This is a genomic window from Streptomyces sp. ADI96-02 (genome assembly GCF_003846185.1).
GTDB lineage: Bacteria > Actinomycetota > Actinomycetes > Streptomycetales > Streptomycetaceae > Streptomyces.
Genome location: NZ_ML123034.1, coordinates 3,259,599 through 3,283,645 on the forward strand (window position 1 = coordinate 3,259,599; position 24,047 = coordinate 3,283,645).

A 24,047-nucleotide genomic window follows, 5' to 3' on the forward strand; every position below is an offset into this window, starting at 1 on the left:
TCACGACGGTGGCCGCCAGGACCAGCGCACACGTCCCGGCCTGGACGGCGGTACGGCGCTCCCGCGGGGCGTGCACCATGCCGATCGCGATCACGATGCCCGCGACCAGACCGCCGACGTGCGCCTCCCAGGCGATCCCGCCCCAGGTGAAGGTGAAGAGCAGGTTCAGCGCCAGCAGCACCAGCACCGGGCGCAGGTCGTAGTTCATCCGGCGCATGAGCACGGCGGTGGCGCCCAACAGCCCGAAGACCGCGCCCGACGCTCCGAGCGAGCCCTGGTTCGGCGCGGCGATCAGATAGGTCAGGGCGCTGCCCGCGAGCCCGGACAGCAGATACAGCGCGAGGTACCGGACACGGCCGAGAGCGGCTTCCAGCGGCCCGCCGAGCCACCACAGGCCCAGCATGTTGAACGCGATGTGCAGCACCTCCTGGTGCAGGAACATCGAGGTCACCAGGCGGTACCACTGCCCCTCGGCCACTCCTTCGACCGATCCGCCCGTCGGGGAGGGCGCCCAGGCCCGGCCGACCAGCGTCAGATCGTCGAGCAGTTTCGTCCCGGCCGCCGCGACGACCAGGAACACCACCAGGTTGACACCGATGAGGATCTTGGTGATCAGCCGCGGATCGGCGGCGATGCTGCCGCCCGCCAGCGTGCGCGGCCGGCTCGCGGCCGGGTGGTGGCCGGTGCCCGAACCCTCGCGGACGCACTCGGGGCACTGGAACCCGACGGAGGCGCTGACCATGCACTCGGTGCAGATCGGCCGTTCGCAGCGGGTGCACCTGATACCGGTCTCCCGGTCGGGATGCCGGTAGCAGGTCGGGACGGCCTCACCGCCCCCGGACGCGCCGGGCGCACCGCGGTCTGCCGGCGGCTGCTGCTCCATCGGTCCTGGCCTGCCTCTCGGTCCTCGTCCCTCGGCGGTGCGCACGCGGCGACCCCGCCGGTCCGCTATCCAACAGTACGGACGGGCGGGGCCGTAGGTTCCCGGGGACGGGGGTCCGGTCAGCGGGTCTCGACGACGACGGACTCGATCACCACGTCCTGGAGCGGCCGGTCCGTGCGCGGGTTGGTCGGCAGGGCGGCGATGGTGTCCACGACCCGGCGGCCCGCGTCGTCGGCCACCTCGCCGAAGATGGTGTGCTTGCCGGTCAGCCACGCGGTGGGCGACACCGTCAGGAAGAACTGCGAGCCGTTGGTGCCCGGCCCGGCGTTGGCCATGGCCAGCAGGTACGGCTTGGTGAAGGCGAGGTCCGGGTGGAACTCGTCGGCGAACTTGTAGCCGGGGCCGCCGGTGCCGTTCCCCAGCGGGTCGCCGCCCTGGATCATGAAGCCGCTGATGACCCGGTGGAAGACGGTGCCGTCGTACAGCCGGTCCGTGGACGCCCGGCCGGTCTCGGGGTTGGTCCACTCGCGCTGCCCGGAGGCCAGCTCGACGAAGTTCCTCACCGTCTTGGGCGCGTGGTTCGGCAGAAGCCGGATCTCGATGTCGCCCTGGTTGGTCTTCAGGGTGGCGTAAAGCTGCTCGGCCACGGTGTGCCTTCCTCATGCTTCGCTGACGTCCCGGCGATTCTCCCACGTACCGGGAGACGTACGGCCGGATGCCGGGTGAACCGGCGCGTTCACCGCACAACCGTGGCAGTGTCGTCGGCACACTTCACGTGAACCGTTGTGCCCGAAAAAGACGATCGTGACCCGGATGCCCGTCCCACGTGCCGGACATGGCCGTGAGAGGCATGATTTCGAACTGGGCGGACAGGCGGAGTACCTACCCGCCACCAAGGAGGAGGATCCCGTGACCCGCATCGACAGCGTGCGCGCCGCAACCGACTCGGCGAAGGACAGCGCGCAGCACGCCGCGGAAGTGGTGGCGCCCTACGCCGACACGGCCAAGGAACAGGCGGCCCACTTCGCACACGAGGCCCGTGTACTGCTGGCGCCGAAGGTGACGAAGGCGGCACATCAGGCCCGTGCCCAGTACGAGTCCCATCTCGCCCCGCGCCTGGAACAGGCCCTGACCCACGTGCCGCCGAAGGTCGACCAGGCCGCACAGCGCGCCGCGGTCACGACCCGCAGGGCCGCACGGACCGCCGCCGACTACACCGCACCGCGCGTCGAGCACGCACGGGCGGTGGCCCAGCCGATGGCCGAGCAGGCCACCGTGCGCAGCGCCGCCGCGCTGGCCGCCCTGCGCGGGCAGGTCACGGCCAAGGAGATCCAGAAGCTGGCCAGGAAGAACCGGCGCCGGGCCAAGGCCGGCCGCGCCACCAGGGGCTTCCTGGTGCTGGGGGTCCTGGCGGGCGGCGCGTACGCGGCCTGGCGGTGGTGGGACAAGCAGGCCAACCCGGACTGGCTGGTCGAGCCGCCGGCTCCCACCGAGGTCGGCGACGACCGCTCGCCGCTGAACTCGGTGGACGGCAGCGACCGGTCGGACCTCGACCCGGAGGTCAGGGCCAAGCAGGCCGAGGCGGAGTCGGGCGACGGCGACGTCCCCGGCCTCGACGACCGCCCCTGACGGCAGCCCGCACACCACCCGGAAAAGCTCCCCCGACCTGCGAGACGGCAGGCCGGGGGAGCTTTTTCGGTTGAGCGCCCCTCGCTCCGCGACCGGTGGCCGCCCCGTTGCTCCGCGGCCGGTGCTCTCGTTAGGCGAACCGGGCGAACGGTGAAGGGGGCCCGGCGCGCCTGCCGGCCGCGCGAGCGGTCACGACGTACGCCGCCGCCCGCACCTGACCGCGGGCGGAACAGCGACAGCTCCCAGCGGAACAGCAATTCACCGCGTAGCCGCACCGGGTCCGCGGTGGAAACGTGCAGAAATGGATACGGAAATGATCTCAGAAAGCTCAGAAATGTCGCGTTCGGCCTTAGTGCCGCCCACCGACGACGACTACCGACTGGGCGCCGTCGCGTACACCGACGAGCAGCGTGAGTCCGTTCTCGCCAAGCTGGAGGGATACCTCGGACAGCGGCGCGGCCGGTTCCTGGGCTATCAGAGCAATCTGGCCCTGGAGGGCCACGCCTCGCTCGGCCGGTTCCTGGGCTACCACATCAACAACATCGGCGACCCGTTCGTCGACGGCCACTACAGCCTGCACTCACGGTGGCTGGAGCGCGCCGTGCTCGAACACTACGCCCGCCTGTGGCACGCCCGGCTTCCCGACGATCCGGCCAGGGCGCGGGACGACGACGGCTGGGGCTACGTCCTGTCCATGGGCAGTACCGAGGGCAACCTCTACGCCCTGTGGAACGCCCGCGACTACCTCGACGGCAACGCCCTGGTGCGGGACGCCATCGCGGGTGACGCGAGTTGCCGGACGACGTACGTCCGGGCGACGCCCCCCGAGGACAACCCGAACGCCTACTCCCCGGTGGCGTTCTTCTCCCAGGAGACGCACTACTCGCACATCAAGGCGATGCGGGTGCTGGACATCCCGACCTTCTACGACCTCGGCGGCGCCCACTACCCCGGGCAGTGCCCGCTCGACCTGACCGGCACCGGGACGCAGACCTACAACGGCTGGCCCCTGGGCGGCGTCCCGACCACCGGCGGAGACGAGGGGCCGGGCACGGTCGACGTCGACGCCCTGGTCGCGCTGGTGGAGTTCTTCGCCGCGAAGGGCCACCCGGTCCTGGTCAACTTCAACATCGGCAGCGTCTTCAAGGGCGCCTACGACGACGTCCAGCACGCCTGCGAGCGGCTCCGGCCGGTCTTCGAGGCGCACGGCCTCGTCGACCGCTCCGTACGCTTCGACCCGGACGACCCGGAGCGGGTCAGCGTGCGCAACGGCTACTGGATCCACGTCGACGGCGCACTGGGCGGCGCCTACGCCCCCTATCTGGAGAAGGCACACGCGGCGGGCCTCATCGACACCGCGCCGCCCGTCTTCGACTTCCGCATCCCCGAGGTGTCCTCGATCGTCACCAGCGGGCACAAATACCCCGGAGCGCCGGTCCCCACCGGGATCTTCATGTCCCGCGCCGGGTCCAAACTCCGGCCGCCGTCCGACCCCGCGGTGGTCTCCTCCCCGGACAGCACCTTCGCGGGCTCCCGCAGCGGATTCGCCTCCCTGGCGATGTGGAACCACCTCGCACAGCTCAGCGAGGAACAGCAGGTCCAGCAGGCGGCGGACGTCCTGGAACTCGCCCGCTACACCGCCGCCCGGCTCCGCGAGCTCAGCCGGCTGCTGGAGGAGCGCGGCGAGCCCTGGGCGGAGGACGGCATCGAGGTGGGCAACGGGGACCACTCGCTCAGCGTGTGGTTCCAGCAGCCGCGCAGGGAACTGGTCGAGAAGTACACGCTGGCCTGCGTACCGCTGAACCTCGACGGACGACGCCACGACTACAGCCACGTCTACGTCATGCAGCACGTCACCCGCGAGCTCATCGACGAACTCCTCGAAGACCTCGCCCGCCCCGGCGCCTTCGACCGCTCGGCCGAGACCGCCGACCGACCGCCCCTGCCCCGCCAGCGCTGAACCAGCGCTCGACCCGGGAGGCAGGGCTCCCGCAGACCCGGTGGGCACCGCCGGTGCCCACCGGTGGCCCGCCGATGCCCGCGAAAATGCCCCCTGAAGCTGCGTTTGCGCAGATCAGGGGGCATCTAATACGTGGAGCCTAGGAGATTCGAACTCCTGACATCTGCCTTGCAAAGGCAGCGCTCTACCAACTGAGCTAAGGCCCCGAGGAAACAGCGAACCACGGCAGCGCCGAACACCGAACACGTCCGTGCCACGGCCACCGCCGCAGACAAGAGTACCGGGTAGCACCGCGAATCTTGCAAAAGGACGGGGACTCCCCGTGGGCGACCACTCTCCGTAAGATGCACGACGAGGTTCGCAGCAGCGAAGCCGCAGCGAAGGGGAGACGCCATGGACACAGCGCAGCAAGAGGCGACGGCAAGAGCCAGAGAGCTTCAGCGCAGTTGGTACGGAGAGCCGCTCGGCGCGCTCTTCCGCCGGCTGATCGATGACCTCGGCCTGAACCAGGCACGGCTCGCCGCGGTCCTCGGGCTGTCCGCCCCCATGCTCTCCCAGTTGATGAGCGGTCAGCGGGCCAAGATCGGCAACCCGGCCGTCGTCCAGCGCGTCCAGGCCCTCCAGGAGCTGGCGAGCCAGGTGGCGGACGGCAGCCTCAGCGCCGGCGAGGCCGCCGACCGGATGGAGGAGATCAAGAAGTCCCAGGGCGGATCGGTGCTCACCGGCACCGGCCAGACCACCACCAGCGGCGGCGGCGCTCCCACCGTCCGGCGCGTGGTGCGCGAGATCCAGTCCCTCCTCCGGTCCGTCGCGGCGGCCGGCGACATCATCGACGCCGCCGACTCCCTCGCCCCGACCCACCCGGAGCTGGCAGAGTTCCTCAAGGTCTACGGAGCCGGGCGCACGGCGGACGCGGTCGCGCACTACGAGGGTCACCAGAGCTGACGGCTCCGGCCCCGGAGCGCCGACCGGTCCAGGGCCCCCGCCCCGCGCCGAGGGCCCTGGACCCTTCGACAGCAGGGGAGTTCGCGCCCCGGCCCCCGGGGCGCGCGGACACACGACGGCAACCACGGCCACAACAGGACTGGGAGCGGGCACAGCGCTATGGGTGAGGTCTTCGCCGGTCGGTACGAACTGGTCGACCCGATCGGACGCGGTGGGGTCGGCGCCGTCTGGCGGGCCTGGGACCACCGTCGCCGCAGGTACGTGGCGGCCAAGGTGCTCCAGCAGAGCGACGCGCACACGCTGCTGCGCTTCGTGCGCGAACAGGCCCTGCGCATCGAGCACCCGCACGTCCTGGCCCCGGCCAGCTGGGCCGCCGACGACGACAAGGTCCTGTTCACCATGGACCTGGTGAGCGGAGGTTCGCTCGCCCATGTCATCGGCGACTACGGTCCGTTGCCGCCGCGGTTCGTCTGCCTCCTCCTCGACCAGCTGCTGTCCGGACTGTCCACCGTGCACGCGGAGGGCGTCGTCCACCGCGACATCAAACCGGCCAACATCCTGATGGAGGCGACCGGAACCGGCCGCCCGCACCTGCGCCTCTCCGACTTCGGCATCTCGATGCGCAAGGGCGAGCCCCGGCTCACCGAGACCAACTACGTGGTCGGCACGCCCGGTTACTTCGCACCCGAGCAGATGATGGGCGCCGAGCCCGACTTCCCCGCGGACCTCTTCGCGGTCGGCCTGGTCGCCCTGTACCTCCTGGAGGGCAGGAAGCCCGACGCCAAGGCGCTGATCGAGTACTTCGCCGCCCACGGCACCCCCGGCGCCCCGGCCTCCGTCCCGGAGCCCCTGTGGCAGGTGCTCGCCGGGCTGCTCCAGCCCGACCCGCAGGCCCGTTTCCGTACGGCGACGGGGGCGCGCAAGGCCCTGGCGGCGGCGGTCGAGATGCTGCCCGAGTCCGGCGGCGACGACGAGCCGGTGGAGGTGTTCGACCAGATCGGCCCCCTGCCGTCCGGATTCGGCCCGGACGGCCCCCTGACCGCCCCTCAGCCCCCGGCCCAGGCGCAGGCCCAGGCACAGGCGCAGGCACAGCCGTACGCACCGCCGCCCACCTCCATGTCGGAGACCGGCAGCTTCCATCTGCCACCGCCACAGGGCCCGTCGCAGCCCCCGCCTCAGGCCGTCCGGCCCCACCATGCGGGGCCGCCTCCGCGGCAGTTCGCTCCGTATCCGCAGCCGGTGCCGGTCGACGCCCCGCAGCCGGCCCCGGGTGATGCCCCGCATCCGTACACCGTCGGCGGCGCGCCGGGTCCATACGCCGTCGGCGCGCCGGATCTGTCGCAGGCGCCCACCTCGGCCGCCCAGCGCGACCCGGCGGCCACCCGCGCCTACACCGCCGGGAGCACGCCGCAGCAGCCCGCCGCCTCCCCGGTCCGCCCGACGCGTCCGGGACCGTCCCCGAAGGTGGCGGTCCCGGTGCTGGTGGTGGCGTTGATCTGCTTCGCGGTCGGCATCTGGGCCCTGACCCAGGTCTGAGGGCCGCGCCCCCGAGCGGGCGGCCCGCAGAGCCTGCAGGGCTCCGGGCCGCCTCCGGCCCCGCGCTACCAGCCCTGGTGCGGCGGCCCGCCGACGGGCGGCTGCGGCCCGTCCGCCGGAACGGCGGCGGCACGGCGGCGGCCCACCAGCGTCCAGATGCCGAGCCCGAGCACCAGCACAGTCCCCGCACCGATGCCGGACGCGGCGACCAGCCGCATCGTGCCGCTCCTCTCGGCCGCCTGCGGAGCGCTCCCGCCGTTCTTCGCCATGTCCTTGTCCCGGTCGGTCACCGCGAAGATCCCGGGATCGCCTTCGTACGGCGACTCCGCCGGGCCGTTCTTCACCTGGACCGTCGTCGTCACGGCGATGGGGCCCTTGCCGTAGCTGTCGGCGACCTTCGGGCTGAGCGTCACCGACAGGTAGTACCAGCCGGCGAACCGCATCGCGCTGACAGCGGAGTTGTAGTCGAACCGGTTGCGGTAGGCCACGGGCGGCAGAGGCTTCAGCGCCGTGCTGGCCGACTTGCCGGAGTAGGAGAGCGACGTGCCGTCGACGTGCCCCTGGGCGGGGTTGTCCAGCGACAGGGTGAGCGCGTTTCCGACGAACTCGGTAGCCCCGCCTGTGCTGTTGCTGAGTACGGCGGAGGCGTGGATCTGCTGCCCCCAGTCGACCGGCACCCGGTAGAAGAGGGTCTGGCCCGGCGCGATCTCGTCGACCCAGGCGCCCGTCTCCAGACTCGCCGCGTCGTAGTAGCCGCTGCCTCCGGACCGCTTCCCGCCTCCGGCGGACGGCGGTTCCGGCGTGCCGGAGGGCCAGTTCTCCGGGGCCTCGGTCGGCATCGACTGCCCACTCCTCAGGCCCGGTTCGCGCACGAAGCGCAGTTCGAGATCCCAGGGCTCGGGACTGGAGGTGTCCTTGCTCTCCCGCTCGACGAGGACGTCGTACGTGCCGGCCTCCTGGCACGTACTGCCGCCCTTGTCGACGGTCCGGTAGGCGTACGCGGCGATCGGGCGGGCGGCCTCGCCGGGGCCGAAGTCCGCGCTGTTCGAGCCGCACCGGGAGTCGTTGAGATCGCGGACGCTGACGGTGATGCCGTCGGCGTACGCCACCGCGCCGCCCTTCGTGGGCACCGCCACCGCCGAGACGTAGGCGTTGGACACGGCGTCCAGCCGCACCCGGTAGTAGAGCTTGTCGCCCGCCCCGATCGTGCTGCGGTACACGGTCCCCTCTTCGAGTACGGACGCCTCGGCGTTGGCCGCCGCGCCCCGCACCCGCTGGGCCCCCGGATCGAACGTGTACGCCGCGCGACCGTCCGCGTGCGCCGGACCCGGCAGCGCCGCCACCGCGCACACCGCCGCGAGTGCCGCCAGCGTCCCCCGGCCCCTGATGGGCTGCCTCTTCACGCGCTTCCCCTCGTCGTCTGCGTGGCCGCCCGCGCCCGTCGCGTACGGGGAAAGGCGGCTCCGGCGGCCAGGGCCGGGCGCCCGCTCCGGCGGTGGCCGCGATGCCGGTCCATCCTGCCCCGCCGGAAGGACCGCTGTCTGCGACGAGGGGCGGAATCGCCGTCCGGCCCGATCATCCGCCGAGACCCCCGCGACTTTGCTTGAGCAAGCTACTAATTTACTGAGGTGAACTCGCGACACACAACGATCACGATCCGGCAACAGGAAACACGGCCGGAGCACGATGGTGCCGAAGAGCGGACGCGGGACCCTGTCGGATTCGACGGGTGGCGCGGAAAACCTGCCCGGACAGGCGGAGACGTCCCCGGACAGCACGAAGCCCCGGCCGCTCGGCGACCGGGGCTCGTAACAGACTGTGCCGTCTCACACACCCGAACCTGCGGGCACGGAGTCGGTCGCCTCCGTCCACAGATCCTGCTCGGCGCGATCCGCCTGGATCTGGCGGTACACGAGGAGCCCGCCGATGGCGGCCAGTGCGACCAGGAGAAGCTTCTTCACCGCGCGACCTCGTCTTTCCTTGGCGTAGGGCCTTCTGCCGCCGACTATACACACCGGCCGATACCGATCAGTGACCTGCCCGAGAGCAGAAAGCGGCCGGTCTCCGGCACCCGGAAGAGCCATCCGCCGGCCTCTCCGGCCGGCTCCGGACGGTCCGTCAAGCCCGGTTGAACCATACGAGTGGTGTTCATCTGAAGATCGGCGCAGCGCGGGCGTCGCTCCCCGAAAACGCGGCCGGGATCCACATCATCGGAGAAGTAAGCAAACAGGACCACCCGAAAGCGAGGGGCCATGAGCACCGTCAAGGCCAAGAACATCTGGACCGCCTTCATCACCGCCTTCTTCGCCCTGCTGGCGTCGCTGGGCCTCGTCACCGCCACGGCCTCCGCGGCGACCGCGCAGCCGAGCGCCACGAGCCACGAGCACACGGAGGCGACCGCGGCAACCACGACCACGCCGTCGGTGCGATGGACCCTTCCGCGTGACCGGGCCCTGCCGCCCACGATGAAGCAGCGCATCCGGGCCGAGGCCCACGGCTCCTCGCCGGCCACCCGCCACCTGGCGGCCGACCCGACGGACGCGACCACCACCGGCTCGGGCCGCCCCCACCACACCGCCCCGGAAGGCGACTCGCCCCTGCTGCCGCCCTGACCTGGGCGGCCCCCGCACTCCGGGGCCCCTGGTCCGGTTCACACCGGGTCGGGGGCCTTTTTCGTGTTGCCGGTGGGGCCTTCGTCATGGCCGGGGTCAAAGGCCGCCGGGTTGCGCCTGGTGGGCTGCGGCGATCTTGTCGATGCGCGCAGCCAGGTCGAAGTCGGCTGCGGTGAGCCGGTGTCCGGCGTCATGGGTGGTGATGCTGAACCGCACGTGGTCCCACCGCAGGTCGATGTCCGCGTGGTGGCCGATGAGCCGTTCGACGTTCGCCACGTGCACGATCATCGCGACACCGCCGTGGTACCGGATCCCGAACGTGCGGGTGATCTCGTCCCCGACGCGCACCCAGCCCGGCAGCGCTGCCAGGCGCTCCGTGATCTCCTCGTCCGTCAACGACCCCTTGCCCACGGTCAACTGCCCTCGGTCACCGGTGCCAGGACCTCAGTGAGGTCCCGGCCGACCGGAGCATCGTGCCTCGGGCGCATCGCCCGCTCCAGAGTGGCCAACTCCTGCCGCATCCTGGCCGATCGGGTCTCGACGGCCATCGTCGCCACCGTGCGGGCGATCTCCGTCTCCACCGCCTGGTCCGGCTGCCGCGCGGCTGCTGCGGCCGTCGCCTGCCGGGACACGCACTCCCCGCGGTGAACCTGTGGCCTCATCCTTCAGGACGACCGGCTGGCCGCTGCGGGCATGCCTCTCGTCCCGATGGACCCCGAGCTCGTCGCCGCCCGCGACGCCCGATGAACCGCCCCCGCCCCCGCCCCGGCATCGGCCCCGGCCTCGGCCTGAGGCGGGGGCCCTTCGTCATGCCCGGCCTGTGGTTCGGTCCAGGACGGCCGTCATGCTCTCGGTGACCTCTCATCAGCCGGGACGGCGAGTGCGGATACGCCGGGTGCCCCCGCCGCCGAGCCCTCCCCGCCGGGCACCGGCCCGCCGTACGCTGGCGGCACTGCACCGGCCAAACGGAGGGGCACCATGGACGCAGACCTCACCATCGGCGAGAGGATCCGCGCCCTGCGCGAGTCCCGAGGCATGTCCCGCCCAGTTCTCGCCGAGCTGTGTGGCCGCGGTCCGGACTGGCTGAAGAAGATCGAGACTGGAGAACGAGAGCTGCGCAGCCACTCGCTTCTGCTCCGTCTGGCCACAGCGCTGCAAGTGGCTGACCTCTCCCTCATCACCGGCACCGACACCAGCGCCCCCACCGCCGGCGCGCAGACGGCACCGCTCGGCCGACTCGCCCACCCGGGGATGCCGGACATCTGGTCTGCGGTCATGACCCGTTCACTCACGCCCTCATCGGCCGGGACTGTCGATCCGGTCGCGCTTCAGGGACGTGTGGACCGGACGTGGCGGCTGTGGCATACCTCGGACAAGAACCGCACTGAGGTCGGCGCGCTGCTGCCCGCGCTGATCCGCGACGGGGAGTTCGCGGTCCGCACCGTGGACGGGGAGCAGCGGCGGAAGGCGCAGGTCGCCCTGTCGGACGTGTATCGGCTGACCGGGCAGGCGACCGCGTACGTGGCCCCGGCCGAGCTGGCATGGGTGGTCGCCGACCGGGCGCTCGCGGCGGCTCAGGCGGCGGACCAGCCGGCGGCCATAGCGGCAGCGGCCTGGAACCTCGGGAACATTCTGCGGGAGACGTCGTACCCGGAAGAGGCGCTGCGAGTGGTGCAGGAGGCGGCGGAACTGATCCTCCCTCACCTGGACGGGGCTCCGGAGGACTGGCGCGGGGTCTACGGAGCACTCCAGCTCCATGCTGCGGTGACCGCGGCCCGAGAGGGCCGTGAGGGTGACGCTTGGCGGTACTGGGGGAAGGGGGATCAGGTCGCAAAGTCCCTCCCAGCGGCGTATGTCCACCCGTCGACGGTCTTCGGCCGGGCGAACGTGGACTTCCACGCGGTGTCCGTGGCGACGGACCTGCGGAAATCCCAGAAGGCCATCGGCCTCGCCGACGACATCGACCCCGACGTCATGCCGTCGCGGGAGCGACGCGCCCGCCTGTGGGTGGAGGTCGCCCGCGGGCACCTCCAGCGAGGCGATCGCACCGCCGCCCTGCACGTGATGCAGATGGCCCACCGCATCGGTGCCGAGACCGTGCAGTTCACCCCGTCCGCCCGCACGGTGGCCGCAGACCTGTGGCGGTCCGCGCCGCGGGCGCTGCGCGGTGAGGCCAGTCGCCTCGCCGTAGATGTCGGGGTGCCCACCGGGTAAGGGGACGGTCTGGGACAGGGGGACAGTCTGTCCCTCTTCTCCGCTGCCGGGCCCTTTACGGTGACGTCTCGTCATCCACGCAGGGGGCTGATGTCCATGGCCTGGCACGCGTCACCTCGGATCGGAGCGCAGCCGGTAGGCGACCCGACCACCGGAGAGGTACGCATCCCGGTCGCGCTCTACGACCTCGATGCCCTCCGGGCCGAGGTGCCGCTGGTGCTCTCCCACACAGCGGCGAAGTGGCTGCGCGAGCGGCTCGACACCCTGCTTTCCCGGACGAAGCATGGGAGGAGCAGCGGCTCGGCGCGAGCTTCGACGCGGCGCTCGCCGCCCGCGACACCGCCCGCGCGGACACGCACAGCGCCGCCCGCCGTACCCGCTCCCGCACATCCCCGCGGCCGAACAGCACGCGGCGTGCGTCCGCCCGGATTGCGCGGGCACCTGCCACGACTGACCGCCGACCGAGCCGACCGAGCCGCCCGAGCCGCCCGCACCGCCGAACAACCCCATCCACCCACCCGTTCCCGGCAGTCGCCGAAGCGGTCGCGGGCGGGCCGCCGTCGGACAAGCCGTGGACCCCGGACCCGGCACCGGCTCCGTCCCCGGACGGCAGCCGCCCGCAGAAGCGCGCCCGGTGAGCACGGCGCAGGAGAGCGGCACGTACTCGGCCCTGGTCCAGGACCTGGCCGACCGGGGGCTGCTCGATATCCGCTGGCGGCAGGTCTGGGAGGCCGTGCCACGCGGCCAGTTCATCCCGCCGGACGTCTGGCGGCAGCTCCCCGACCGGTGCGAGCCGGTCGTCGGGACGGACGACTGGTCGGCTCTGGTGAACAGCGACGAGCCGGTGGTCACCCAGCTCGACGACGGGGCCGAGGGCGGGCCCGGCATCGCGACGTGCTCGAACTCGATGCCGTCGATGGTGGCCCGGATGCTCAGGCTTCTCGGTGTCGAGGACGGGCATCGGGCTCTGGAGATCAGCACCGGCACCGGGTACGTCGCGGCGCTGCTCTGCGAGCGGCTCGGTGCCGATCAGGTCTACAGCATCGAGCTGGACCCCATGCTGGCGCGGCAGGCAGCTGAGCACATCGCCGGGGCCGGGTACCGGCCGCACCTGCGGGTCGGTGACGGGGAGCAGCCGTTCCCCGCTATGGGCCTCGTGGACCGGCTGATCGCTACGTGCGGCCTCCGGCATGTTCCGTACTCGCTCGTCCGGCAGGTCCGGCCGGGAGGGGTCATCGTCGCCCCGCTCGTCCGGGATTTCTGGTCCGGCGCCCTGGTCCAGCTCCACGTCCAGGACGACGGGAGCGCGGTGGGACCGGTCTGCGGCCACGCGATGTTCATGCCGATGCGATCGCACCGGCCGATCCCTCACGAGATCGAGAGCCGCGGTCGGCCCCGGGCCGCCGGTCTGGATCCTGTGCGGATCCTCGACCTCGGGTTCTCCCTGTGAGCCGGAGCCCGGTTGCCCGGCGTCCGGGTCACCGATGGGGAAACCGCCGACGACGCGCGGGTCTGGGTGAGCCACCCAGCCGGGGCCGCCGCCACCGCCGCCACCGGGGAGGAGGTCTGGCAGTACGGTCCCGGCTTGCTGTGGGAGGAGATCGAGCAGGTGTGGCGCGAGTACGAGGACGTCGGCCGACCTGGCCCCGAGCAGTTCGGGGTGACCGTGACAGACCGGGGCCAGCAGGTCTGGCTGCGCGACCGTCACGCGGTCATCCAGCCCGCCAGAGCGTAGACGCCACGAGGTCCCGGGCCGAAAGGGGGCCGGGAACCGCCGGTCAGGCGACGGCTCGGCCGGCGTGTGCCGCTCCCGTCGGCGTCGCCGTCCGCCACAGCGGGGGACGTCGGCTGGGGTTGACGCTCCCACAGAACACCGGCCAGGTTCGGGAGGTCCGGGCCGGACGGCAGCAGGCCCCCGCCGCGGAAACCGGCGAGGGCCTGCTGGCTGTTCTGGCCACAGAGCGGCGGCGAACCGGACAGACGGATACGGACCGAGGCCACCAGGAAGTTACGGGGTAGTAATGGGATACCAAGATCCACACATGTAGAAGGCCGGTAGATCCTGTGGATCTACCGGCCTTCTGACCTGGCGTTACGCCGCTGTGGGGCTAACAGGATTTGAACCTGTGGCCTCATCCTTATCAGGGATGCGCTCTAACCAACTGAGCTATAGCCCCGCCGCGCTGCTGCGCTGACTTCTGAAGATTAGCGCACGTCGGGGCCAGTCCCAAAATCGATACCCGGCGGGCTACTCGTCCTCGGCCAGCGTCAGCTCGACGCCGCCCACGAAGCCCGCCGACAGGTTGTAGATGAAGGCGCCCAGCGTCGCCAGCGCGGTGGCCAGCACCACGTCGATCACCGCGATGACCGACGTGAAGATGAGCACGCGCGGCAGCGACAGGAACGACTGCAGATCGAAGCCGTTGCTCTCGTTCGAGCCGGTGGCCTCGCTGATCGTGCCGCCCACGGTGGAGAAGACGCCCATGGCGTCCATCACCATCCACAGGACCGCCGCCGCCACCACCGTGCAGATGCCCAGGGCGATCGACAGCAGGAAGCTGACCTTCATCACCGACCACGGGTCGGCCTTCGCCACCCGCAGACGCGCCTTCCGGGTCCGCGGAGTGGTCCGCGCCCCGGTGCGCGGCTTGCGCGTGGCCGCACCGCCCAGCGTGCCGCCGCCGCCCGGCTGCCCGGGACGCTGCTGGCCGCCCTGGGTGCCGCCCCCGGGCGCCTGGTACGCCTGCGGCGGGTGGTACGGGCCCGTCGCCCCCTGCGCGGGCTCGCGCTCACCGGGCAGCGGCCCGGTCGCGTAACCCTCGTACTGGGGCTGAGGCCCTCGAGTGTCCGTCACAGTGCCCCCTTGGGAGTCCGCGGCAGGGCCACGGGCACCGTTCGCTCCTGCTCCGGAAGCGGCCGACCCGGCGCCCTTGGCTCCACTCACGCTCTACTCCTCGTGCTCCCCGGTCGAAGGCTCCGTGCCCTCGACAGTGCCCTCAACCACGCCCGCGGCGTGGACCTCGGCCGTCTCGCCCTCGGCATCGGAGGTCCCATCGACCTCTTCCGCCTCACGGCCGGCCTCGGCGTTGCGCGCGATGCCGACGACGGCGTCACGCTTGCCCAGATTGATCAGCTGGACGCCCATGGTGTCACGGCCGGTCTCCCTGACTTCATTGACTCGCGTACGAATCACACCACCGCCGAGCGTGATGGCGAGGATCTCGTCCGTCTCCTCGACCACCAGCGCGCCGACGAGCGAGCCCCGGTCCTCCACGATCTTGGCGGCCTTGATGCCGAGGCCGCCGCGACCCTGGACGCGGTACTCGTCGACGGGGGTGCGCTTGGCGTACCCGCCGTCGGTGGCAGTGAACACGAAAGTACCGGGCCGCACGACATTCATCGAGAGCAGTTCGTCGCCCTCGCGGAAACTCATCCCCTTGACACCCGATGTGGCACGGCCCATCGGGCGCAGGGCGTCGTCCGTCGCGGTGAACCTGATCGACTGCGCCTTCTTGCTGATGAGCAGCAGATCGTCCTCGGCCGACACCAGCTCGGCGCCGATCAGCTCGTCGTCGCCGCCGTCCGGCATCTCGCGCAGGTTGATCGCGATGACACCGCCCGAGCGCGGCGAGTCGTAGTCCTTCAGCGCGGTCTTCTTCACCAGACCGCCCTTCGTCGCCAGGATCAGGTACGGAACGGCCTCGTAGTCGCGGATCGCCAGGATCTGGGCGATCTTCTCGTCCGGCTGGAACGCCAGCAGGTTGGCGACGTGCTGGCCGCGCGCGTCCCGGCCGGCGTCCGGAAGCTCGTACGCCTTCGCCCGGTAGACGCGGCCCTTGTTCGTGAAGAACAGCAGCCAGTGGTGCGTCGTCGAGACGAAGAAGTGGTCGACGATGTCGTCCTCCCTCAGCTTCGTCCCGCGCACGCCCTTGCCGCCGCGCTTCTGCGAGCGGTAGTCGTCCGTCTTGGTGCGCTTGACGTAACCGCTGCGGGAGATCGTGACGACGATGTCCTCCTCGGCGATCAGGTCCTCGATGGACATGTCACCGTCGAAGGGCACCAGCTTGGAGCGCCGGTCGTCGCCGAACTTATCGACGATCGCGGCCAGTTCCTCGCTGACGATCTGCCGCTGCTTCGCGGGCGACGCCAGGATCTCGTTGTACTCGTTGATCTTCGCCTGGAGCTCGTCGTGCTCGGCTGTGATCTTCTGGTGCTCCAGCGCGGCCAGCCGGCGCAGCTGCATCTCCAGGATCGCGTTCGCCTGGAGCTCGTCGATCTCCAGCAGGCCCATCAGGCCCTCGCGCGCGATCTCCACGGTGTTGCTGCGCCGGATGAGGGCGATGACCTCGTCGATGGCGTTCAGGGCCTTGAGGAGGCCGCGCAGGATGTGCGCCCGCTCCTCGGCCTTGCGCAGCCGGAACTTCGTCCGCCGGACGATGACCTCGATCTGGTGCGTCACCCAGTGGCGGATGAACGCGTCGATCGACAGCGTGCGCGGCACCCCGTCGACGAGCGCCAGCATGTTCGCGCCGAAGTTCGACTGGAGGTCGGTGTGCTTGTACAGGTTGTTCAGGACGACCTTGGCGACCGCGTCGCGCTTGAGCACGACGACCAGGCGCTGACCCGTACGCGAGGAGGTCTCGTCGCGGACGTCCGCGATGCCGCCGACCCTGCCGTCCTTGACCAGGTCGGCAATCTTCTGCGCGAGGTTGTCCGGGTTGGTCTGGTACGGAAGCTCCGTGACGACCAGGCACTGGCGGCCCTGGATCTCCTCGACCGCGACGACCGCGCGCATCGTGATGGAGCCGCGGCCGGTGCGGTACGCCTCCTCGATGCCCTTGCGGCCGACGACGAGTGCGCCGGTCGGGAAGTCGGGGCCCTTGATGCGCTCGATCAGCGCGTCCAGCAGCTCCTCGTGCGAGGCATCGGGGTGCTCCAGGTACCACTGGGCGCCGGAGGCGACCTCGCGCAGGTTGTGCGGCGGGATGTTGGTCGCCATGCCGACCGCGATGCCCGCGGAGCCGTTGACCAGCAGGTTCGGGAAGCGCGCCGGCAGGACCGTCGGCTCCTGGTTGCGGCCGTCGTAGTTGTCCTGGAAGTCGACGGTCTCCTCGTCGATGTCCCGGACCATCTCCATGGACAGCGGCATCATCTTGCACTCGGTGTACCGCATGGCGGCGGCCGGGTCGTTGCCCGGGGAACCGAAGTTGCCGTTGGAGTCCACCAGCGGCATGCGCATCGACCAGTGCTGCGCGAGGCGCACCAGGGCGTCGTAGATGGAGGAGTCGCCGTGCGGGTGGTACGTGCCCATCACGTCGCCGACGACGCGGGCGCACTTGTAGAACCCCTTCTCGGGGCGGTACCCGCCGTCGTACATCGCGTACAGCACCCGGCGGTGGACGGGCTTGAGGCCGTCCCGTACGTCGGGCAGCGCGCGCGAGACGATGACGGACATCGCGTAGTCGAGGTAGGAGCGCTGCATCTCCGTCTCGAGCCCGACGGGCTCGACACGCATGCCCACGCCGGGGACGGTCTCTTCCTCGGGCGTCGCGGGTTCAGGTGTCACAGGGGTGTTCTCGTCGGCCATTGCTGGTCAAAGTCCTTTCGAGCTGCGGCGTCGCTGGTACGGCCGACTCAGATGTCGAGGAAGCGGACGTCCTTGGCGTTGCGCTGGATGAAGGAGCGCCGCGCCTCGACGTCCTCGCCCATGAGCACCGAGAACAGGTCGTCGGCCTGCGCCGCGTCGTCCAGCGTGACCTGGCCGAGGACCCGGTGGTCGACGTCCATGGTCGTGACGCGCAGCTCTTCGGCGTTCATCTCGCCGAGACCCTTGAAGCGCTGGATCGAGTCTTCCCTGATCCGCTTGCCGTTCTGCTTGCCGAGTTCGACGAGGGCGTCGCGCTCACGGTCCGAGTACGCGTACTCGAAGTCGTCCCGGCCCCACTTGATCTTGTAGAGCGGCGGACGCGAGAGGTAGACGTGCCCGGCCTCCACCAGAGGCCGCATGAAGCGGAAGAGGAACGTCAGCAGCAGGGTGTTGATGTGCTGGCCGTCGACGTCGGCGTCCGCCATCAGAATGATCTTGTGATAGCGGAGCTTCTCGATGTCGAAGTCCTCGTGGACCCCGGTGCCGAAGGCCGAGATCAGCGCCTGGACCTCGGTGTTCTGGAGGATCTTGTCGATCCGCGCCTTCTCGACGTTCAGGATCTTGCCGCGGATGGGCAGGATCGCCTGGTACATCGGGTTGCGGCCGGACTTCGCCGAACCGCCGGCGGAGTCACCCTCGACGATGAAGATCTCGCACTTGGTGGGGTCGTTCGACTGGCAGTCGCTGAGCTTGCCGGGCAGCGACGCGCTCTCCAGCAGCCCCTTGCGCCGGGTCAGGTCGCGCGCCTTGCGGGCCGCCACGCGGGCGGTCGAGGCGGCGATGCCCTTGCGGATGATGTCGGCGGCCTCGTTCGGGTTCCGGTCGAACCAGTCCGTCAGCTGCTCGTGGACCACCTTCTGCACGAAGGTCTTGGCCTCCGTGTTGCCCAGCTTGGTCTTCGTCTGGCCCTCGAACTGCGGCTCGCCCAACTTCACCGAGATGATCGCGGTCAGACCCTCGCGGACGTCCTCACCGGTGAGGTTGTCGTCCTTCTCCCGCAGCAGCTTCTTGTCGCGCGCGTACCGGTTGACCAGCGAGGTCAGCGCCGCACGGAAGCCCTCCTCGTGCGTGCCGCCCTCGTGCGTGTGGATCGCGTTGGCGAAGGAGTAGACGCCTTCGGTGTACTGCGTGTTCCACTGCATGGCGATCTCGGCCGAGAGGAGGCGGTCCTTGTCCTCGGCCTCGATGTCGATCACCGACTGGTGGATGACGTCGCCCTTGCGCGAGTTCAGGTACTTCACGAAATCGACGATGCCGTTTTCGTAGTGGTACGTGACCGACCGGTTCGGCTCCTCCTCTGCGGGCTCGACCGCGTCGGCGCTGTCCGCGCCCGCCGTCGCCTTCGCCGACTCGCGCTCGTCGGTGAGCTTGAGGGTGAGGCCCTTGTTGAGGAACGCCATCTCCTGGAAGCGGCGCGAGAGGGTCTCGAAGGAGTACTCGGTGGTCTCGAAGATGTCGCCGTCGGCCCAGAAGGTGACCGACGTACCGGACTCGTCGGTGGCCTCGTGCTGGGCCAGCGGCGCGGTCGGGACACCGAGCTTGTAGTCCTGGGTCCAGCGGTAGCCGTCGGTCTTGACCTCGACGGAGACCCGCGTGGACAGGGCGTTGACCACGGAGACGCCGACGCCGTGCAGACCGCCGGAGACGGCGTAGCCGCCGCCGCCGAACTTGCCGCCGGCGTGCAGCACCGTCAGCACGACCTCGACGGCCGGCTTGCCCTCGGACGGCACGATGCCGACCGGGATGCCCCGGCCGTTGTCGACCACGCGCACCCCGCCGTCGGCGAGGATCGTGACGTCGATGGTGTCCGCGTGCCCGGCCATCGCCTCGTCGACCGAGTTGTCGACGACCTCCTGTACGAGGTGGTGGAGGCCGCGCTCACCGGTCGAGCCGATGTACATGCCGGGTCGCTTGCGGACCGCGTCCAGCCCTTCGAGCACGGTGATCGCGTTCGCGTCGTACGAGGCGGTCACCTCGCCGTGCTCACCGGCTGTGGACGGAATGTTCTCGTTGGGGTTGCCGGAATCGGCCACGAAGCGCCCTTTCTGGCACAGCACAGGCCGTTCTCCGGACAGGCGGGAGCGGCTGCGTCGTTCGGCTGGTGTCGACGACTCCCGCCTCAGCGGCGGGATTACCCACCAGTCTACCGGTAGCGCTGACATGAATGGGGGTTTGCCGGTGCCTGAGTCCGCATGTGCCGCCCTGAATGGGCGGCTGACGACTCCCCATATTCAGGACGGGCCCCTAAGAGGCCCTGACGGGCATGCAGCGCTTCGGCCTGTCAACCTCCCACTACGGTGAGGGACACCCCGGCCACCTTGTCCGGTTTCCACCGCTACGGGACCGAACAAAGCCGACTTTCCGGACTGGTTCGTACGGCGGCCCGCCGGGCCGCACCACCCCGCCGTCCCTCCCGGGAACACCCCCGTTCCAGGCCGGGAGCCCAGCTCAGGGACGGACGGCAGCCGTACGCCGACCCGCGGGCATGGCCGGAAAGCGCGCCGGCGGAGATCAATGGACGGCAGAGCGGAGATCAGTGCCCGGCGGACGAGAACAGGCCGCCCGAAACGACCGCCGGGCGGGGACGCGAGCGCCGGACGCCCCGCACAGGGAGAAATGCCTCACACCTCGCAGAAGCGACGGCCCGCGCCCGAAAACGGCCGCCCGAGACCCGGACGCGCCGCCGCCTCATCCGTAGGTGTCGCCGGGACCCGTACTGCCCGGCGCCCGCAGCGGACCGAACCGGCGCTGCGGACCGCCGGGCCCCACCACCTTGATCAGCCGTACGGTGCCCTGGCCCAGATCCGCGTTCAGCCGGGCCACCAGCTGCGGGGCCAGCAGCCGCAGCTGCGTCGCCCACGCCGTCGAGTCGCAGCTCACGGTCAGCACCCGCGCCGCCGGATCGTCGTCGTAGCGCAGCGGCACGCAGTGCTTGGCCAGATCGTCCCCGACGATCTGCGGCCACCGCCCCATCACCCCGCCCACCGCCGCCGGCGTCTCCCAGCCGCGCTCGGTGATCAGCCGGTTGATGGCGGAGCCCAGCGGCAGCGGGTCACGGCCGTCGGACCGGGCCCCCGAACGCAGCCCGCCGCCCCGCCGCGCCTGCTTCCGCTGCTGGGCCGCCGCGCCGCGCGCCCTGGCCTGCTCCTTCGCCGCGCGCAGCGCGACCCGGGCGAGATCGACCCCGGCCGGCTCCGGCGGCTGCGCCGTCGCGGCCGGCTCCGCGCCGTTGCCGGGCCCCGCGCCATCTGCCGCGGGCCCCGCGCCGCGCCCGTGCGCCCCCGCGCCCCGGCCGGTCATACCCGCGCCACCTCGCCCGCGGACACCGCGTACCGCGCCCCGGCCAGCACACCCGGGACGTCCTCCGCCACCGCCGCCGTCACCAGCACCTGCTCGCCGCCCGCCACCAGCTCCGCCAGCCGCTCGCGGCGGCGGGCGTCCAGCTCGGCGAAGACGTCGTCCAGGATCAGCACCGGCTCGTTGCCCTCGGCGCGCAGCAGCTCGTACGAGGCCAGCCGCAGCGCCAGCGCGTACGACCAGGACTCCCCGTGGCTCGCGTATCCCTTGGCCGGCATGGACCGCAGCCCCAGCACCACGTCGTCGCGGTGCGGTCCGACGAGCGTGACCCCGCGCTCGATCTCCTGCTTGCGGACCTCGACGAGCGCCGCGATCAACTGCTCGTACAGCTCCTCGCGACTCCGCCCGCGGCCGACGCCCTCGCCGACCGAGCTGCGGTACTCCAGGGTCACCGGGCCGCCGCCCGGCGCCACGTCCCCGTACGCCTTGTCGGCCAGGGGCTGAAGAGCGGCGATGAGATCCAGCCGCTGCGCGAGCAGTTCCGCGCCTACCCGGCCCAGGTGCTGGTCCCAGACGTCGAGGGTGGACAGGTCCAGGGACCGGCCGCCGTGCCGCCGTGCCATCGCCGCCGACTTGAGGAGGGTGTTGCGCTGCTTGAGGACCCGCTCGTAGTCGGAGCGGACTCCAGCCATCCGGGGCGAGCGCGCGGTCACCAGCTCGTCCAGGAACCGCCGCCGCTCACCGGGATCGCCCTTGACCAGGGCCAGGTCCTCCGGGGCGAACAGCACGGTCCGGACGATCCCCAGCACGTCACGCGGTCTGACCTGCGAGGACCGGTTGATCCGGGCCCGGTTCGCGCGTCCGGGGTTGAGCTCCAGCTCGATCAGCTGCGAACGCTCGCCCTGGGTGACCGCCGCGCGGACGACGGCGCGCTCGGCGCCCATCCGCACCAGGGGTGCGTCGGAGGAGACCCGGTGGCTGCCGAGGGTCGCGAGATAGCCGACGGCCTCGACGAGATTGGTCTTGCCCTGCCCGTTGGGCCCCACGAACGCGGTGACGCCCGGGTCGAGAGGGACCTCGACCCGGGCGTACGAGCGGAAGTCGGCCAGTGAGAGATGGGTGACACGCATGGACGCCGACCTCCCCGGCTTGCTGTTCCGCTGTGTGGTGCTGTGGTGCTGTGGTGCTGTGTCGGGCTGGGCGGGCTTACTTCTTGTTCTCGACCGCGTGCCCGCCGAACTGGTTGCGCAGGGCGGCGATCATCTTCATCTGCGGGGAGTCGTCCTGGCGCGAGGCGAACCGCGCGAACAGCGACGCCGTGATCGCGGGCAGCGGCACCGCGTTGTCGATCGCGGCCTCCACCGTCCAGCGGCCCTCGCCGGAGTCGGCGGCGAAGCCCCGGAGCTTGTCCAGGTGCTCGTCGTCGTCGAGGGCGTTGACGGCGAGGTCGAGCAGCCAGGAGCGGATGACCGTGCCCTCCTGCCAGGAGCGGAAGACCTCGCGCACGTCGGTGACGGAGTCGACCTTCTCCAGCAGCTCCCAGCCCTCGGCGTAGGCCTGCATCATGGCGTACTCGATGCCGTTGTGGACCATCTTCGCGAAGTGGCCGGCGCCGACCTTGCCCGCGTGGACCGAGCCGAAGTCGCCCTCGGGCTTGAGCGCGTCGAAGACCGGCTGGACCTTCGCCACGTTCTCCTCGGTGCCGCCGTACATCAGCGCGTAGCCGTTCTCCAGGCCCCAGACGCCGCCCGAGACGCCGCAGTCGACGAAGCCGATGTCCTTGATGCCCAGCTCGACGGCGTGCTTCTCGTCGTCCGTCCAGCGCGAGTTCCCGCCGTCGACGACGACGTCGCCGGGCGAGAGCAGCGCGGCGAGCTCGTCGATCGTGGACTGGGTCGCGGCACCGGCCGGGACCATGACCCACACGACCCGCGGGCCCTTCAGCTTGCCCACAAGCTCTTCGAGGCTGTGGACATCGGCGACATCCGGGTTGCGGTCGTATCCGATGACGGTGTGGCCTGCGCGGCGGATGCGCTCGCGCATGTTGCCGCCCATCTTGCCGAGGCCGACGAGACCGAGCTCCATCAGAGATTCCTTAAGCGTCGTGGCGATAAGCGTCGGGGCAGGTGCGCCCGGGACCGAGCCTACGCCCGGCCGGACACGGCACGGCGGGCCCGCTCCGCGCCGAGCGGGCCCGCCACCAGTGCCGGAGGATCGTCTCCGATCGGCCCCGGTCAGCCGGAGAGGCGCACCGGCATGATCAGGTACTTGTACGCGTCGTCGGCCTCGGCGTCGACGGTCGGGCGTCCGCTGAGCAGGGCGGGCTTGGTCGACGTGGTGAACGAGAGCTGGGCGACCGGGGAGTCGATCGCGCTCAGCCCGTCCAGCAGGAAGGTCGGGTTGAAGGCGATCGAGATGTCGTCGCCCTCCAGCACCGCGTCGACGCGCTCCACAGCCTGTGCGTCGTCGCTGGAACCGGCCTCCAGGATGAGCACGCCCTGCTCGAAGCTCAGGCGCACCGGCGTGTTGCGCTCGGCGACCAGCGCCACGCGCTTGACGGCCTCGACGAACGGGGCGGTCTCGATGACCGCGACCGAGTTGAACTCGGTGGGGAACAGCGTGCGGTACTTCGGCAGGTCGCCTTCGAGCAGGCGCGTGGTGGTCCGGCGGCCGGCGCCCTCGAAACCGATCAGGCCCTCGCCCGCGCCGGAGCCGGAGAGCGCCAGGGTGACCGTGTCGCCGCTCGTGAGCGCCTTGGCGGTGTCCAGGAGCGTCTTGGCGGGGACCAGCGCGACCGCGGAGGCCTCCGGGTCCTCGGGCTTCCACAGGAACTCGCGGACCGCGAAGCGGTAGCGGTCGGTCGAGGCGAGGGTGACCGTGTCGCCCTCGATCTCGATCCGCACACCGGTGAGCACCGGCAGGGTGTCGTCGCGGCCGGCGGCGATGGCGACCTGGGCGGCGGCCGAGGCGAAGACCTCACCGGGAACGGTGCCCGTCGCGGTGGGCATCTGCGGCAGCGCCGGGTACTCCTCCACCGGCAGGGTGTGCAGGGTGAAGCGCGAGGAGCCGCAGACGACCGTGGCCCGGACGCCGTCGGTGGAGATCTCCACCGGGCGGTTGGGCAGGGCGCGGCAGATGTCGGCGAGCAGCCGCCCGGAGACGAGCACCGTGCCGTCCTCGTCGACCTCCGCGTCCACGGAGACCTTGGCGGAGACCTCGTAGTCGAAGCTGGAGAAGCTGAGAGCGCCGTCCTCGGCCTTCAGCAGAAGGCCCGCGAGAACGGGCGCCGGCGGACGGGCCGGGAGGCTGCGGGCCACCCAGGCC

19 protein-coding genes, 2 tRNA genes and 1 pseudogene are annotated in these 24,047 nt (G+C 71.0%); 7 read left to right on the forward strand and 15 right to left on the reverse strand.

Going from position 1 to position 24,047, the window contains the following annotated elements:
• Both EES43_RS14220 and EES43_RS14225 read right to left on the reverse strand, forming a co-directional pair.
• The coding region (locus EES43_RS14220; RefSeq protein WP_164493175.1) for a rhomboid family intramembrane serine protease at positions 1-883 on the reverse strand (883 nt) is incomplete at its 3' end.
• Positions 884-1,002: 119 nt separating this feature from the next.
• Entirely contained in the window at positions 1,003-1,530 is a 528-nt protein-coding gene (locus EES43_RS14225) for a peptidylprolyl isomerase (RefSeq protein ID WP_124269078.1), read from the reverse strand.
• A 262-nt stretch (positions 1,531-1,792) separates the two neighbouring features.
• Between EES43_RS14225 and EES43_RS14230 the strand changes: the two genes are divergently transcribed.
• The gene (locus tag EES43_RS14230; protein ID WP_124269079.1) at positions 1,793-2,512 is read left to right on the forward strand and encodes a DUF5324 family protein; all 720 of its coding nucleotides are present in this window, start codon (positions 1,793-1,795) and stop codon (positions 2,510-2,512) included.
• Positions 2,513-2,846: 334 nt separating this feature from the next.
• Positions 2,847-4,472 carry a pyridoxal-dependent decarboxylase gene (locus tag EES43_RS14235; protein ID WP_241192423.1) on the forward strand — a complete coding sequence of 542 codons (1,626 nt, stop codon included), beginning with the start codon at positions 2,847-2,849 and terminating at the stop codon, positions 4,470-4,472.
• A gap of 133 nt (positions 4,473-4,605) precedes the next feature.
• On the opposite strand, the gene EES43_RS14240 is transcribed toward EES43_RS14235, so the two are convergent.
• Positions 4,606-4,678, reverse strand: a tRNA-Ala gene (locus tag EES43_RS14240).
• A gap of 187 nt (positions 4,679-4,865) precedes the next feature.
• Here EES43_RS14240 and EES43_RS14245 point away from each other — a divergent pair.
• Both EES43_RS14245 and EES43_RS14250 read left to right on the forward strand, forming a co-directional pair.
• Positions 4,866-5,417 carry a helix-turn-helix domain-containing protein gene (locus EES43_RS14245; protein WP_124269081.1) on the forward strand — a complete coding sequence of 184 codons (552 nt, stop codon included), beginning with the start codon at positions 4,866-4,868 and terminating at the stop codon, positions 5,415-5,417.
• Positions 5,418-5,576: 159 nt separating this feature from the next.
• Positions 5,577-6,953: a serine/threonine-protein kinase gene (locus tag EES43_RS14250; protein WP_124269082.1), complete on the forward strand. Its 1,377-nt coding sequence runs from the start codon at positions 5,577-5,579 to the stop codon at positions 6,951-6,953.
• 65 nt (positions 6,954-7,018) lie between these two features.
• Here the strand turns inward: EES43_RS14250 and EES43_RS14255 are convergent, their stop codons facing one another.
• Both EES43_RS14255 and EES43_RS14260 read right to left on the reverse strand, forming a co-directional pair.
• A complete protein-coding gene (locus EES43_RS14255; RefSeq protein WP_124269083.1) occupies positions 7,019-8,356 on the reverse strand; it encodes a hypothetical protein in 1,338 nt (445 codons plus the stop codon).
• 423 nt (positions 8,357-8,779) lie between these two features.
• Positions 8,780-8,914 (reverse strand): DLW-39 family protein, encoded by a 135-nt coding sequence (locus tag EES43_RS14260; RefSeq protein ID WP_003958712.1) that lies wholly within the window; start codon positions 8,912-8,914, stop codon positions 8,780-8,782.
• Positions 8,915-9,205: 291 nt separating this feature from the next.
• On the opposite strand from EES43_RS14260, the gene EES43_RS14265 reads away from it, so the two are divergent.
• The gene (locus tag EES43_RS14265) at positions 9,206-9,565 is read left to right on the forward strand and encodes a DUF6344 domain-containing protein (RefSeq protein ID WP_124269084.1); all 360 of its coding nucleotides are present in this window, start codon (positions 9,206-9,208) and stop codon (positions 9,563-9,565) included.
• A gap of 96 nt (positions 9,566-9,661) precedes the next feature.
• Here the strand turns inward: EES43_RS14265 and EES43_RS14270 are convergent, their stop codons facing one another.
• Positions 9,662-9,976: a 4a-hydroxytetrahydrobiopterin dehydratase gene (locus EES43_RS14270; protein WP_124271977.1), complete on the reverse strand. Its 315-nt coding sequence runs from the start codon at positions 9,974-9,976 to the stop codon at positions 9,662-9,664.
• Between the two features lie 2 nt (positions 9,977-9,978).
• Positions 9,979-10,197 carry a hypothetical protein gene (locus EES43_RS14275; protein WP_346774286.1) on the reverse strand — a complete coding sequence of 73 codons (219 nt, stop codon included), beginning with the start codon at positions 10,195-10,197 and terminating at the stop codon, positions 9,979-9,981.
• 346 nt (positions 10,198-10,543) lie between these two features.
• Between EES43_RS14275 and EES43_RS14280 the strand changes: the two genes are divergently transcribed.
• Positions 10,544-11,779: a helix-turn-helix domain-containing protein gene (locus EES43_RS14280; RefSeq protein ID WP_124269085.1), complete on the forward strand. Its 1,236-nt coding sequence runs from the start codon at positions 10,544-10,546 to the stop codon at positions 11,777-11,779.
• Between the two features lie 634 nt (positions 11,780-12,413).
• Positions 12,414-13,514 (forward strand): annotated as a pseudogene (locus tag EES43_RS14290) (methyltransferase).
• A gap of 368 nt (positions 13,515-13,882) precedes the next feature.
• Here the strand turns inward: EES43_RS14290 and EES43_RS14295 are convergent.
• From EES43_RS14295 to dnaN, 8 genes are all read right to left on the reverse strand, one after another.
• Positions 13,883-13,956: transfer RNA gene (locus tag EES43_RS14295), tRNA-Ile, on the reverse strand.
• 71 nt (positions 13,957-14,027) lie between these two features.
• Positions 14,028-14,633, reverse strand: a complete 606-nt coding sequence (locus EES43_RS14300; RefSeq protein WP_124269087.1) for a DUF3566 domain-containing protein — start codon at positions 14,631-14,633, stop codon at positions 14,028-14,030.
• Positions 14,634-14,726: 93 nt separating this feature from the next.
• Positions 14,727-17,366, reverse strand: a complete 2,640-nt coding sequence (gene gyrA / locus EES43_RS14305; RefSeq protein ID WP_124269088.1) for a DNA gyrase subunit A — start codon at positions 17,364-17,366, stop codon at positions 14,727-14,729.
• A 47-nt stretch (positions 17,367-17,413) separates the two neighbouring features.
• Positions 17,414-19,483 (reverse strand): DNA topoisomerase (ATP-hydrolyzing) subunit B, encoded by a 2,070-nt coding sequence (gene gyrB, locus EES43_RS14310; RefSeq protein ID WP_124269089.1) that lies wholly within the window; start codon positions 19,481-19,483, stop codon positions 17,414-17,416.
• Between the two features lie 631 nt (positions 19,484-20,114).
• A complete protein-coding gene (locus EES43_RS14315) occupies positions 20,115-20,726 on the reverse strand; it encodes a DciA family protein (RefSeq protein WP_124269090.1) in 612 nt (203 codons plus the stop codon).
• Positions 20,723-21,853 carry a DNA replication/repair protein RecF gene (gene recF, locus EES43_RS14320; protein WP_124269091.1) on the reverse strand — a complete coding sequence of 377 codons (1,131 nt, stop codon included), beginning with the start codon at positions 21,851-21,853 and terminating at the stop codon, positions 20,723-20,725. The genes EES43_RS14315 and recF overlap by 4 nt, the downstream gene beginning before the upstream one ends.
• A 76-nt stretch (positions 21,854-21,929) precedes the next feature.
• Entirely contained in the window at positions 21,930-22,808 is an 879-nt protein-coding gene (gnd, locus tag EES43_RS14325) for a phosphogluconate dehydrogenase (NAD(+)-dependent, decarboxylating) (RefSeq protein ID WP_124269092.1), read from the reverse strand.
• A gap of 149 nt (positions 22,809-22,957) precedes the next feature.
• Positions 22,958-24,047: DNA polymerase III subunit beta (dnaN, locus tag EES43_RS14330; RefSeq protein WP_124271978.1), on the reverse strand; the 1,090-nt coding region annotated here is incomplete at its 5' end.